Raw genomic sequence first — 14,142 nt, forward strand, 5'->3', positions numbered from 1 at the left:
CCACCTCTTTAGGCAGAACCTTTTGCCCTATGTAACAAAACATCAGTAGGTGTTAGCCTACTGATGTTTTGATTTACTTTATATAAGTTTATGCACAGCTTGTATAAAAATGTCTCCTCTTTCTTCAAATGTTTTAAATTGATCCCAGCTTGCACACGCTGGAGAAAGAAGAACAACATCATCTTCTTTAGAATGAGCATAAGCTTTCACCACTGCTTCATCTAAAGTATCGACACTTTCAATTATATCTAATCCCGCTTTTTCTGCCGCTCTTACTAGTTTGGGAGCTGTTTGTCCAAATGTTACAATCGCTTTTACATTTTTGAAATACGGAATTAAATCATCGAATTCATTTCCGCGATCAAGCCCACCTGCTAGTAACACAATCGGTTGTGTAAACGCAGATAGTGCTTTCTCAGTCGCTAACATATTCGTTGCTTTTGAATCATTATAAAACTTACGGTTGTTAATCGTTGTTACATATTCTAAACGATGTTTTACACCAGTAAAACGTTTTAACACGACCGTAATTGCTTCATTAGAAGTACCTAATAATTTCGCAATACTCATCGCAGCTAAAATATTTTCTAGATTATGTTGACCAGGTAAAACGATATCACTTACTTCAACAACTTTTTCACCTTTGAAATAAAGAGCGTTATCTTTTATACACGCACCATCTTCAATTTCTTTCGTTGTCGAAAACAGGATTTTTTGACCTTTAGTATCCGCAGATAACTCCATCACATCTGCATCATCCGCATTTATTACACTATAATCGTTTTCTGTTTGGTTTTTAAAAACATTTGCTTTTGCTAAACCATATTCCTTCTTCGTCCCATGGTAATCTAAGTGGGCTTCAAATAAGTTTAAGAACGCTGCAATTTTAGGTTGGAACGATTCTACTCCCATCAATTGGAACGATGAAAGCTCTGTAACTACAACTTCATTTTCTTTTGCATCCTGTGCTACTTCACAAGCTACAGTTCCTATATTCCCTGCAATAACAGGATGCTTTTGCCCTTCTTTTAACATTTCAAATGTCAGCATTGTTGTCGTCGTTTTACCATTAGACCCTGTAATTCCAACAAATGGTGCTTTTGAAATACGATATGCTAATTCAACTTCCGTAACAATTGGAATTTCTTTTTCTTTCGCAGCAACTAATATTGGATTAGAATACGGGATTCCTGGATTTTTAACGACAAGAGAAATATTTCTCTCTAATAATTCTAAAGGATGGCCACCGCATACAACGTCCATTCCTTTTGCTTGTAATTCTGCAGCAAGTACATTGTCTGCTAAAGGCTTTCCGTCATTTACAATGACATTCGCCCCTAATTTTTGCAACAAAGTAGCTGCTGCATAACCACTCTTTGCAATGCCTAATACAAGAATATTTTTATTTTGAAATTCAGTTACAGTTTTCAATTACATCCACACCCCGATATAAATTCCTAACACAGCTAATAAAAATCCTACAGACCAAAACGTTACAACAACGCGCCATTCTGACCAACCACATAATTCATAATGGTGGTGTAATGGACTCATTTTAAAGACACGTTTTCCTGTTGTTTTAAACGAAATAACTTGAATAATAACAGATAAAGTTTCCATTACGAATACTCCACCAATAATTACAAGTAGTAATTCTTGTTTTAATAAAATTGCTACAGCTGCGATAGCTCCACCTAAAGCTAAGGAACCTGTATCCCCCATAAATACTTTTGCTGGATTCGCGTTGAATACTAAAAATCCCAGTACTGCTCCTACAACTGCCATACAGAATATCGCAACTCCAAATTGTTCTTGCGCTACTGCAATAATACTAAATGCTCCAAATGCAATAGCCGCTGTTCCTGATAATAAACCATCTAAACCATCAGTTAAGTTAACCGCATTCGAGCCACCGATTAGCATAAATAGCACAAGTACAAAATACGCCCAACCTAATTCAAACTTAACATCCGTACCTGGAATCATGATATATGTGTGAAATGCTTGCCCTTTTCCAATTAAAAAGAACGCAATAGCAATAACAAGCTGACCTACTAATTTTTGTTTTGATGTTAAACCAAGATTTCTCTTCTTAACTACCTTTATGTAGTCATCTAAAAATCCAATCAATCCATAACCAAATGTCACTAATAATAATAACGAAACCTCTGCACCTAAATGATTAAACTTAATCGCCATAATAAGTGAAGTGACCATCATAGATACATATATGACAATACCGCCCATTGTCGGTGTCCCTGATTTTTTTTGATGTGACTTTGGTCCCTCATCACGAATACTCTGTCCGAACTTTAATTTTCTTAAAAATGGAATAAACAATGGCGAAAGGGCAACAGAAATTAAGAATGCTACCCCAGCCGTTACTAATAAACCTTGCTCAAGCACATGTAGTCCTCCTCTCACGTTGTTACTCTTCGTTGTTTAAACGCCCTGTAATTGCTTCTTTCGCAACTTCACGATCATCAAAATGATGAACTTCTTTACCAATAATTTGATACGTTTCATGACCCTTACCAGCAATAATAATGATATCATCTGCTTTCACATTAGCGATCGCATGGTGTATCGCTTCTTTTCTATCAATAATCACTTCATAATTATTCCCACTTGCACCCTGTACCATATCATCTAAAATAGCCGCTGGATCTTCACTTCTTGGATTATCTGATGTATAAATTGCATGAGTTGCATATTTTGTTGCAACACTTGCCATTATCGGTCTCTTTGTTCGATCCCTATCGCCGCCACAACCAACGATACAATACACATCACCTTTTGCAAATTGTTTTGCAGTTTTTAATACATTTTCTAAACTATCCGGCGTATGCGCGTAATCAACAATAACTGTATAATTTTGTCCGCCATCAACAACTTCAAAACGTCCTGGAACCCCAGCTAGTTCTTTTATAACAGCAATGATTGTTTGTAATTTCACACCCGAAACAAGTCCTGCTGCTGTTGCTGCAAGTACGTTATATACATTGAATTTACCTATTAATTTCATCGTAACATTTACACTTTCATACGGTGTGACAAGCGTAAATGTAGTCCCGCCACTCGTCATAACGATATTTTTTGCCATAATGTCACTTGTTGTATCAATACCATATGTTACAACTGTTGCTGCAGTACTTCTCATATACTCTTCTGTTACATTATCATCGCTATTCAGCACAGCGTACTTTTCACGATTATGATTATAACTATTGCCAAGCTGTGCAAATAGTAACCCTTTTGCATGTTTATATTCTTCCATCGTTTTATGATAATCTAAATGATCTTGTGTTAAATTCGTAAACACCGCTACATCGTAATCACATCCGTGTACACGACCAAGATCTAACGCATGTGACGAAACTTCCATTACCGTGCTGTCCACACCTTGTTCAACCATTTTTGAAAACGTCTGTTGAAGTGTTAGTGCATCTGGTGTTGTATTTTTCACCTCAAATGTTTCATCACCGATTTTCATATTAATCGTCCCAATTAGCCCTGTTTTATGACCATGTGCTCGCATAATCTCATCCATAATATGCGATGTTGTTGTCTTTCCATTTGTACCTGTAATTCCGATTAAATGTAACTTGTGTGTCGGTTGACCATAAAAATAATCAGCTAAAACCGCTAACGAACGAAAAGTATTTTTCACAAGTACAACTGGAACGTCAACATCAATTGGTCTTTCCGCAACAATAGCAGCCGCTCCTTGTGCCGCTGCTTGCTTAGCAAAATCATGGCTATCAACCGTATATCCTTTCATACATACAAATAAGCTTCCTTCTTTCACTTTACGTGAATCAGCTTCTATAGATGTGATTTCTGGATTTTCTTTTGGAACAACTGGAAAATCATGCAAACATGATAAAAGTGTATGCAACTTCATTTCACTAAACCCTCTCTACATTGTTTATTTATCTTTTTTTCAGTAAGCAACACATTACCTCCTATATAAGGAGGTAAGTGCTACTGGCCTATTTATGAATGAGACACTTATTGTCTCACATTAAGTAACTGTTCTATAAAGAACTCACTTCCACCAATTGTACCATAAAACGTACTATGTTACCTTTAATTCCCGAAGTAAATTCTAATTTTTGAGCCTTCTTTTACTTTAGCTCCCGCTTCTGGTGATTGCTTAATTACTTTCTCTCCATCTCCACTTATATCAAGCTGCAAATCGACGAGTTGTGTTTGTAAGTCTTTCTTTTTCATTCCAATTAAATTCGGAACTTCCACAGTTGGTGTATCGCCCCATTTATATTCTTTCTCAACTTGTTCTTTTCTCGGTTTCACTCCCATAACAGGAAGAGCATCTCGAAGGATATTCCCGACAATTGGAGCTGCTACCACTCCACCAAACTGTGTAACCCCTTTTGGATTATCCACAGCAACATACACAACAATCTCTGGATCATCCGCTGGAGCAAATCCGATAAAAGATACAATATAATTATTCTCTAAATATTTACCATCTTTCACCTTTTGAGCAGTACCCGTTTTTCCACCTACACGATATCCATCAATATAAGCTCCTTTACCAGAACCTTTCGCTACAACATTCTCTAATGCATAACGAACTTTTTCTGAAGTTTCCTTGGAAATAACTTTTCTTTTCTCAACAGGTGTCTTTTTACTAACAACTTGATTATTTTTTGGATCAATAAACTCCTTAGCTATATACGGCTGATACAATGTTCCACCATTTACAGCCGCCGCTACAGCTGCTACTTGTTGAATTGGTGTAACAGAAACCCCTTGGCCGAATGAAGTTGTTGCTTGCTCTACTGGACCAACTTTATCTAAATTAAATAAAATCCCACTGCCTTCACCTTGCAAGTCAATTCCAGTCTTCTGCCCAAAACCAAAATTACGAATGTATTTAAATAATCGGTCTTTACCAAGGCGATCACCAAGTTCAATAAATCCCGGGTTACATGAGTTTTGAACGACTTCTAAAAACGTTTGACTGCCATGACCTCCTGCTTTCCAGCATTTCAATCTAGCTCCACCGACTTCAGCTGCTCCATCATCATAAAACGTATCCTTCTCTAAGTCTACTAAATTTTCATTCAATGCTGCAGCTAATGTAATGATCTTAAATGTTGAACCAGGCTCATACGTACTCCACACAGGTAGATTTCTGTTATACACTTCTGGAGAGACACTTTGAAAATCCGCTGGATCAAAACTCGGCCGACTAGACATACCTAAAATTTCACCATTTTTAGGATTCATTGCAATCGCAATCATACCGTCTGGATTATAAGTTGACTCCGCAATATTCATTTCTCTTTCCATAATCCTTGTAATACGCGCATCGATTGTTAATCCTAAATTTAAACCAGCTTCTGGTTTTTTGAAATCATCACCAACATTAGGCATCCTTTGTCCTTTCGCATCTGCAAAAAAACGCACATGACCTTTGTCCCCATTTAGCTCCTTATCATAATATTTTTCTAGTCCCATAAGACCTTGGTTATCGCTACCTGCAAAACCTAATACATGTGATAAAAAATTCCCAAATGGGTAGTACCGGATAGAATCCTCTGCGATATACACGCCCTTCAAACTTAAGCCTCGTACCTCTTTCGCTTTGTCATGTGATATTTTCCTTCCGCCTTTATCTAACCTTACAATCGATTCTTTTTTTGTAATCCTCTTATAAATCTCATCTTTTTCCACACCTAATACTGCAGCTAACTTCTCTGCAGTCTCTGCTGGTTTTTCAATTTGCCTCGGTACAACAAAGACAGTTGGAGCACTTTTATTCGTGGCAAGTTCCACACCATTTCGGTCTAAAATTTTCCCACGTTCGGGTTCAAAAGTAATATTACGACTCCATGAATCTTTCGCACGATCCGTTAACATATTCCCAAGAAAAAATTGCACATATCCAAGACGAATATCGATAATAGTGAAGATAAGTATACCTGATATAAGTATAAAAATAAGTCGTTTTCTAACTGTTACATTTGATACACGCATATCGGAACAAGCCTCCCTTACGCCTAGCTTGTTCCAATATATGCTTGTACTTATTTAATTAGAACTTCTTCTCTTTTACCATTACGGCTTTTCTGCTTCTTGTTGTGGTTCGAGTGGCGGTACGAGTGTGACACCTAATTCTGTACCAGGTTGTAATAATGTTCCTTCCGCCACACTTTGTTCTGTTACGTATCCTGTACCAGAAGGCTTCAAGTTAAGCTGTAATGTCTTCGCTAAATTCATAACATCACGCAGTGCCCATCCTTGTATATTTGGCATTGTAGGCTTATCTCCTACCAAGAAGACTCGGTCGCCTTTCAATGTTTGTTCAGTCGCTTTTGGTACTTGTTGCTGTACTTTCCCTTCACCTAATACGATTGGACGAAGTTTTGCTTTATCAATTGCTTTCCCCGCTTCAGCCATCGTTTTACCAGTTACATCTGGAACAGTAGTTTGTTGCTCTTTCAGATGTTTTTTCGGATCTTTCACTTCATTTGGCTTAATCTTTAAATACTCTAAACTATTTTTTGTTACATATTTAAAAATATCAGCTAAAGGCTGTGCACCGTTCTCATCATCTTTTAATTTCGGCTGTTTTACAGCTACATAAACAACAAGTTGTGGGTCGTCCATTGGTGCCATACCTAAGAATGAGAATATATAATTCTGTCTTCCTGTCATATAGCCGCCTTTTCCATCCGGAATTTGCGCTGTACCTGTTTTACCACCAACTGAATATCCATCAATTTTATAAGCTGTCCCTGTACCTTTCGGAGATGTAACAACACGTTCTAATAACTGTCTTACTTGCGCTGCTGTTTCCTTTGTAACAGGTTTTCCTACTTCTTCTGGCTTATGTTCTAATTTTACTTTCCCTGTTATCGGATCTACAATTTTATCAATTGCATAAGGTTTCATCATTTTCCCATCATTTGCAATAGCTGTTGCAGCTTGTACAAGCTGAATTGGTGTTACAGTGGAACCTTGTCCAAAAGCTGTTGTCACTTGTTGTATTTGCTGATCAAATAAAATTGTATTCGATCCTTCACCTGATAAATCAATGTTCGTTTTTTCATCTAATCCAAAACTATGAATATATTTTCGGAAACGTTCTGGACCAAGTTTTTGATCTCCTAAAATTGCAAACGCTACGTTTGAAGAACGTTCTACCCCTTCATCAAACGTGATAGAGCCCCAACCAGCACCGCCGTTATGATCTTTTATTTTCCTATTTCCGACTTGATATGTCCCGGACTGATAATAATCTTGCCCTTTGTACACACCTTCATTAATAGCTGCCGCTAACGTGAAAATTTTCATTGTTGATCCAGGTTCAAATGCATTGGCAATTGCGTCATTGAAGAAATATTTAATTTGACGATCATTAGGGTCATAACTAGGTTTAGTAGACGTCGCTAATATTTTTCCAGTTTTCGGATCTGCAACAATCCCTATTAAACTTTCTGGTTCATATTGCTTACTTGCTGCTTTCATCGCGTCTTCTAAATAACTTTGGACACGGTGATCAATTGTTAAATACGCGTTATCTCCATTTTTAGGTGCCTTTACATTAACTTTTCCACCATCAAGAGACACACCTTTACGGTCACCTGTATATGCTACTTCTCCGTTAGAAGCACTTAAATATTTATCCAAGCTTTTCTCTATGCCAAATTGACCTACCGAGGTTCCATTCTCATTTGGTTTTGCATGACCTATAACGTAAGATGCGAAATCACCGTTTGGATACACCCTTGCATTTTCTGTAATAAAAGATATTCCCGGCAACTTCAACGCTTCTATTTGTTCCTTCTTTTCTTTCGTCAAATCCTTACCTAACGTTCCAAATTCGACTTGACTTCTACCTTCCTTATTTAAAGAAGCTAAAATATCCTCTTCGCCTTTTCCAAGTACTCCTGCAATTTTCTTTGCAGTATCTTCTTTATTCTCAACAGAGTTAGCACCTTTTAGGGCGGCTACTATTTTATAAGAGTTTGCGTCTTGCGCTAACACATGACCGTTTTGATCATAAATGGTTCCTCTGTTCGCTTCAAGAACTCCTGTTTTACTATGCTTTTGTTTAGCAAGTGCATCTAAATCTTGATTATGAACTGTTCCTGTTGATTGTATGTAAAAAAATCGGGCTAATAACAGCAAAAAGAGCAGGAGGAAAAATATCATAAAATAACCTGCTCCCTTATTGGTATGAAATTTAGTCATATTCTTCTTCATCGTTCCTTCACACCTATTGCCTTATTTGAGGCCTTTCACATTATTCGCATTAATTTCTAGCCCGTGTTTTTTTGCAACTTCAGCGATTCGTTCATAGCGACTTAACTTCTCTACTTCAGCTTGTAATTCTTGATTTTCTTTTTGCTGCTGTACAATTTTTTCTTCTATCGTCGCTGCTTCTACATTAACTTGATAAAGGCCTGCTTTATTTCCAATAAACGCGACACAGGCATACAATAAAAAGCCAATAAACGCTACATACAACAGTTTTTCGATTCTTGTAATTTTCGCTTTAACTTTCGGCTTAACCATCTGCTGTGGGGGCGTTTGAATTTGCACCTCTTCTTGCGCTTGTTGTTTGTACTTTACAGCTAAATTAGTCATACCTCTCTCTCCCTTTTATCGTTTTTCAGCGATTCTCAACTTCGCAGAACGCGCACGATTATTTTCTTCTAGCTCTATATCAGAAGGTAAAATCGGTTTTCTTGTAATAAGCTTTAATTTTGGCTTAAATTCATCAGGAATAATCGGTAATCCTGGCGGCAATTGTGGCGTTGTACTATTTCGCTTAAACGTTGTTTTACAAATACGATCTTCTAATGAATGGAATGTTATAACACTAACTCTTCCACCTGGCTTAACCATCTCAATAGCAGATTCCAATGCTTCTTCAAATACTTTTAATTCATCATTTACAGCTATACGAATTGCCTGAAACACTCGCTTAGCAGGATGCCCACCAGTTCTACGAGCAGGAGCCGGAATACCTTCTTTAATTAGCTCTACTAATTCTCCTGTCGTTTCAATAGCTTTATTCTCACGATAAGCTTCAATTTTTCTTGCAATTTGTTTTGAAAATTTCTCTTCACCGTATTGGAAGAAAATCCTTACAAGTTGTTCATATGACCAACTATTTACAACATCATATGCTGTTAATGGGGCATCTTGATCCATCCGCATATCTAACGGTGCATCATGATGATAACTAAAGCCTCGCTCTGGTGTATCTAATTGTGGGGATGAAACACCTAAATCAAATAAAATACCGTCTACTTCTGTTATACCTATTTCCTGCAGTTTTTCAGCTAAATAGCGGAAGTTACTCTTTACTGTTATAAACTGTTCACCGTATGAAGAGAACTTTTCTTTCGCGTTTTGAATCGCTATCTCATCTTGATCAAACGCTATTAATTTTCCACCTTCAGTTAATTGGGATAATAAATAAGAACTATGTCCTCCTCCCCCCAGTGTACAATCTACATATGTACCATCTGGCTTTATATCTAAGCCGTCTACTGTTTCCTTTAAAAGCACTGTTACGTGTTTAAACATTGTTGCACCTACTCTTTTTCCAATTAATTATGTTGAATGTATCCCTTCCTCTAAACACATCTTTCACGCTTAGAGAATGAAATAATACGAAAGAACGACTCATTTAACTTACCAATAAAGGCAACATACTATACAAATCGCTATTTTCTTTTATTATATACTAAATTTTATCATCTTTTGCGGGAATTTAAATAAAAAACTGTCGAAAAAGCGAATAATACGTTTACATTTTGTGCTATTTTGTCATATATTTAAGTATCCAACACAATTATCACATCTATTTTTTTGATTGATAATTCAGAAAAAAATCACTTCACAGTAAATTCAACGGAATAAAAATAAAATCCTGCTCCAAGGAGCAAGATTTTATAGTTTTATAACATGATGTTTTCCGTCCCAAGAAAAAGGGTTTTCCATTACACGATCAACGAAATCCAAACCAAACTGATTTAAATAATAACATACATTCCACACACGTTCTTGCGGCGCACCTAATGGACGAAGTGCGAATTGTATACGGCGAAATTTATTTAGCTGAACCTCATACTTTTTCTCAACATTTCTTTTCAACATTCTTTCCAGCAGTTCAATTTGTTCATTAATTTTCAATTCGTTTTTCCCTGCAAACGCACTTAACCCCGGCTCTATTTTCTTTACAAATTGCTGTAAAGATGTATGAATATCGGCAATTTCTTTTTTCGCCTTTTCAAAATGATTATCAATCGGTTCCTCTATTTGATTAGACAACCAGTTTTCACGCAGTTTATCGACATCATTTAAAAACGGATCACTTTCTCTCAATTGCAGATCGAATAAATCTGTCGCTATACATCTCTCCACATAAGTAATTGTAAGACGAGGAACGACAGGTGGCATTTGAAAACCGACAGTATGGAATACTTGTTGTAATTCACTCCAATAAGCTAATTCCCCTGGACCTCCAATAAATGCGAGCGTAGGAAATACATACTCTTGCATAAGAGGACGTGTTACAACATTATTACTAAAACGTGCCGGATTTCTCTCCATCTCTTCAATCAACTCTTCGTATGAAAATGAATGCGCCCCATCCTTTCCAACAAACTTACCTTGATGCTCTTCAAGCAATACTCGTTCATTATCTATTTCCATAAATATATGCACTGCATGAGACTTCGTTTCAATAATCGGTTTGTATCCTAGTTCTTTAATTACTTCCTGCTGATTACGAAGGCCCTCTTGTACCTCTTTATACTTACTTATAATTCGCTTAAAAAATGGAATTTCTAACTTTCTTAATTCAGGATGATGTGAATCAACAAGGATTAAACCAGAATTAGCAAAGATTTTCGTAATAAGATAAGCAAAGAAATCTACATACGTATTCGATTTTTCCAAAGCATCATCAACAAATTTTAATACATCCTTTGTAAAATTTGTTTCTGGATATGTTTTAAAAATCTCTTCAATCCAATTTCTACAATCTTCAACAGAAAGTTCAGACTCAGAAGCACTCGCCTTTTTCGGATTACGATCATAAAAAATAGTTTTTTTCATCTTTTTATTTTTCGCTAAAAAAGTATGGTTAATCTCATCCATATCATGGTCTTCACCCGCAATCCAGAAGACAGGGACAACTTTCACCCCTAAACTTTCTTCTTTTTCCTTTGCAAGCTTTAAAATTGAAATAACTTTATGAATTGTATAAAGCGGTCCAGTTAATAACCCCGCTTGTTGTCCAGCTATTACAACATATGTATTTTCATCTCCAAGCGCTTTTACATTTTGAAGTGTAGATTCTCCCGCTTGTAATTTTGTATTATATTCTAATAAATGCGCTACTACATCTTGGCGGAAAAACTCCCTTTCACGCAAATCATGTAAACGCTGTTTAAAAGCATCTTCTGTTAACATATAATCAAAACATGACTGTATCTCTTTTTTACCGTTCATATAGTCCGCTACAACACCTTGTTGCGGAACAGAGATTTCTTTTATCTCCATATAATTCTTCCTTTCGTATCCAGTTCTCTCACCAATCCACATTGTAGTCAATGTTTCACGTAAAAGCAAAGAATAACACTTATACTCTTGTTTCTAACCCTTTTATTGCATCGAACAAAAATTGAAGTGTCGGAACTGGTCGTTGCTGTTTCTTAGCCTCTTCTAATACATATCCAACAATCGCATTAATTTCCGTCTGTCTATTCGCTCTTACATCGGCTAGCATAGAGGATGTATTACGAGACGTTCCTTCACACACATTGCGTACCATTTGCCATACCATCTCTTTTTCTCCTCTAATAAGAAAGGCGACCTCCTGAAACACTTGCTCCATCATTTGATAAAAAAAACGATTCTTGGTTAATTCACCATTCTTAACTCCCAATAACGCCGTCAACGGATTGATACATACATTTACCACTAATTTTTTATGCATAATCTCTTTCCAATCCGTTTCTATTTGAACTGGAAAATAAGACACGGGAAAAGAATGGAATACACTTTCGAAATGTATAGATTGACCACAAACCACTCCAAATTTCGTTACCCCAACTCCAGTATGATGAACGATATGCCCTCCCTCTTTTTTCGCACCATGTTCTACAATACCAACAGCTATATTTTCACACCCTATGTTCAGCATCTTTTGAAGATGTGACATTCCGTTTTGCAAAAAGATTAATGATGCTGCCCCTTCCACAAACGGTAGTATGTCATCTATATGATATTGCTTCACAGCAATAAATATATAATCTAAATTTTGCGCTACCATACTTTCTATCGGTAAAACAGATGGATATACTGTTTCACATGTTCTATCTCTAATACAAGTTACACCTGTTTCATTTAACTCTTCAGCCTGCTTAGCTGTTCTTGTAAACAACGTAACATTTTGGTTACTTTTTTGTAAATAAAATGTATACAATAGACCAATAGCACCTGGTCCGACAATTCCAATTTTCATTTTCACACAAGGGATTCACATTAAGCGCCCTTGCCGCCCCCCTTTTTTATATCTTTTTAAAGTACATGAGCACGCCCTATAATTTCGTTGTCCTCTGCCAAACAAATACACTCTCATTTTTCACTACGTATATACTGCCTATTAATACACTTATACTCTTAGTTTAGCAAATCCTCAAAAAAATAATAAAAGAAATATACTATCTTCTTCATAAAAATAAAAAAATGAGTTATACTATTATTGTAAATATTTTTACTTTTCTGCATTCAACGAGATAAGAAAAGGATGTGATGTAATGGGATTCCCAAAAGTTGAGCGCTTGCTCATCAATTATAAAACGTTAGATGAATTTAAAAAATTTAAAGGGTGCGGAGCCCAAGAACTATCTATGCTGGAAGAATTGCAAGCAAACATTATTGAAAACGACAGTGAATCTCCATTTTACGGTATTTATTATGGCGGATCACTAATTGCACGTATGAGTCTATATATGAAAAGAAACGGCGGAGAACCATTCGAAATTACAGGTCCTTACCTAGAACTTTATAAACTTGAAGTATTACCAACTTTTCAAAAACAAGGATTCGGGCAAATGCTTGTAAATCATGCGAAACAAATGCAATTTCCTATTAAAACGATAGCGCGTATTCATTCATCTGGTTTTTGGGATAAATTAAGTTTCAACCCCGTATCAGTAACTGATGGAGATTTTTATATTTGGCATCCAGAAACAAATTTGAATGCGGTTACAAACGAAGAATCGGCTTAATAAATAAATAAAAAAAAACAGCTGTATAACAGCTGTTTTTTATTTCTTAAGCTTCTCTAACTTTTCATTCGAGCGAGCGTTGTTTCTTTCCACTACCATTACACTTCTTTTTTGATCGATATAATCAAGTAATGTTCTATACTCTTCCTCATATACTGATAATCGCTCCAGAAGACGCTCTCTTTCTGTTTGTAATGATTCAACTTGTTGTTGCAACACCGTTAAAGAGTTTTCATCTTTATAATTTTGCAAGAAGTCAATAACATCATTCAACGTAATTGACGTAGGTTCTAACACCTTCGTCTCTTTCACTTCATAATTTTCTACTTTACGAAGTTGCTTTGCTTCCTCAATACGTTCTTTATATTGCTTTCTTACGTAAGAATTCCATCTAAATCCACATGCTGCTGGTGTACGTGATAAATTTTTTCCCACTTCCTTAAAGGCAGAAAGTTGTGTTCCACCTTCTCGAATATGCCGGAGTACTACTTCTGCCAGAAGCAAATCTTCATCATCAGTCCAAGCATCTTGTCTTGTTGTCGCCATCTCTCTAGTCCTCCCTATGCATTTTTTATTAAGCATATGCAGTTACTAGAAAAGATAGAATACAACAACTAAAGATTAAGACAAAAAAAAAATAAACGCAGAAGATATCTTCTGCGTTTATTTTCCCGCAATTACTTGCTGATTACTTCTTTACCTTTGTAAGTACCGCATGCTTTACATACACGGTGAGCTAATTTCGCTTCACCACAGCTTGGGCACTCTACCATACCAGGTACTGATAATTTGAAATGCGTACGACGCTTTCTTTTTACTGTTTTAGAAGTTCTTCTAAAAGGTACAGCCATTCTTC

General features: G+C 36.3%; 12 protein-coding genes. 1 reads left to right on the forward strand and 11 read right to left on the reverse strand.

The window, feature by feature from the left end:
• Positions 1-78: 78 nt before the first annotated feature.
• The 9 genes from murD to panE all read right to left on the reverse strand — a co-directional run bounded on the left by murD (position 79) and on the right by panE (position 12,517).
• Positions 79-1,431, reverse strand: a complete 1,353-nt coding sequence (murD, locus tag CN409_RS14425; RefSeq protein WP_000860096.1) for a UDP-N-acetylmuramoyl-L-alanine--D-glutamate ligase — start codon at positions 1,429-1,431, stop codon at positions 79-81.
• Positions 1,432-2,406, reverse strand: a complete 975-nt coding sequence (gene mraY / locus CN409_RS14430; RefSeq protein ID WP_000893058.1) for a phospho-N-acetylmuramoyl-pentapeptide-transferase — start codon at positions 2,404-2,406, stop codon at positions 1,432-1,434. It abuts the gene before it with no gap.
• A gap of 22 nt (positions 2,407-2,428) precedes the next feature.
• Positions 2,429-3,904, reverse strand: coding sequence for a UDP-N-acetylmuramoyl-L-alanyl-D-glutamate--2,6-diaminopimelate ligase (gene murE, locus CN409_RS14435; RefSeq protein WP_000766291.1), 1,476 nt, complete (start codon positions 3,902-3,904; stop codon positions 2,429-2,431).
• Positions 3,905-4,089: 185 nt separating this feature from the next.
• Positions 4,090-6,006, reverse strand: coding sequence for a stage V sporulation protein D (locus tag CN409_RS14440; protein ID WP_001266235.1), 1,917 nt, complete (start codon positions 6,004-6,006; stop codon positions 4,090-4,092).
• Positions 6,007-6,087: 81 nt separating this feature from the next.
• Positions 6,088-8,238, reverse strand: a complete 2,151-nt coding sequence (locus tag CN409_RS14445; protein WP_000739962.1) for a penicillin-binding protein — start codon at positions 8,236-8,238, stop codon at positions 6,088-6,090.
• 21 nt (positions 8,239-8,259) lie between these two features.
• Entirely contained in the window at positions 8,260-8,622 is a 363-nt protein-coding gene (gene ftsL / locus CN409_RS14450; RefSeq protein ID WP_000182806.1) for a cell division protein FtsL, read from the reverse strand.
• A gap of 15 nt (positions 8,623-8,637) precedes the next feature.
• The gene (gene rsmH, locus CN409_RS14455) at positions 8,638-9,570 is read right to left on the reverse strand and encodes a 16S rRNA (cytosine(1402)-N(4))-methyltransferase RsmH (protein ID WP_000472508.1); all 933 of its coding nucleotides are present in this window, start codon (positions 9,568-9,570) and stop codon (positions 8,638-8,640) included.
• Positions 9,571-9,936: 366 nt separating this feature from the next.
• On the reverse strand, positions 9,937-11,553 hold the full coding sequence (gene bshC, locus CN409_RS14460) for a bacillithiol biosynthesis cysteine-adding enzyme BshC (protein WP_086390363.1): 1,617 nt from the start codon (positions 11,551-11,553) through the stop codon (positions 9,937-9,939).
• A 79-nt stretch (positions 11,554-11,632) separates the two neighbouring features.
• The gene (panE, locus tag CN409_RS14465; protein ID WP_002082267.1) at positions 11,633-12,517 is read right to left on the reverse strand and encodes a 2-dehydropantoate 2-reductase; all 885 of its coding nucleotides are present in this window, start codon (positions 12,515-12,517) and stop codon (positions 11,633-11,635) included.
• Between the two features lie 295 nt (positions 12,518-12,812).
• Between panE and CN409_RS14470 the strand changes: the two genes are divergently transcribed.
• A complete protein-coding gene (locus CN409_RS14470; RefSeq protein WP_000506698.1) occupies positions 12,813-13,286 on the forward strand; it encodes an N-acetyltransferase in 474 nt (157 codons plus the stop codon).
• A 39-nt stretch (positions 13,287-13,325) separates the two neighbouring features.
• Here the strand turns inward: CN409_RS14470 and CN409_RS14475 are convergent, their stop codons facing one another.
• Together CN409_RS14475 and rpmF are read right to left on the reverse strand one after the other, a co-directional pair.
• Positions 13,326-13,832: an RsfA family transcriptional regulator gene (locus CN409_RS14475; protein WP_000246470.1), complete on the reverse strand. Its 507-nt coding sequence runs from the start codon at positions 13,830-13,832 to the stop codon at positions 13,326-13,328.
• Between the two features lie 131 nt (positions 13,833-13,963).
• Positions 13,964-14,137, reverse strand: a complete 174-nt coding sequence (rpmF, locus tag CN409_RS14480; RefSeq protein WP_001984764.1) for a 50S ribosomal protein L32 — start codon at positions 14,135-14,137, stop codon at positions 13,964-13,966.
• Positions 14,138-14,142 lie beyond the last annotated feature (5 nt).

Origin of the sequence: Bacillus sp. AFS012607, assembly GCF_002558005.1 — a bacterium.
In the GTDB taxonomy this organism is placed as follows: Bacteria; Bacillota; Bacilli; order Bacillales; family Bacillaceae_G; genus Bacillus_A; species Bacillus_A thuringiensis_S.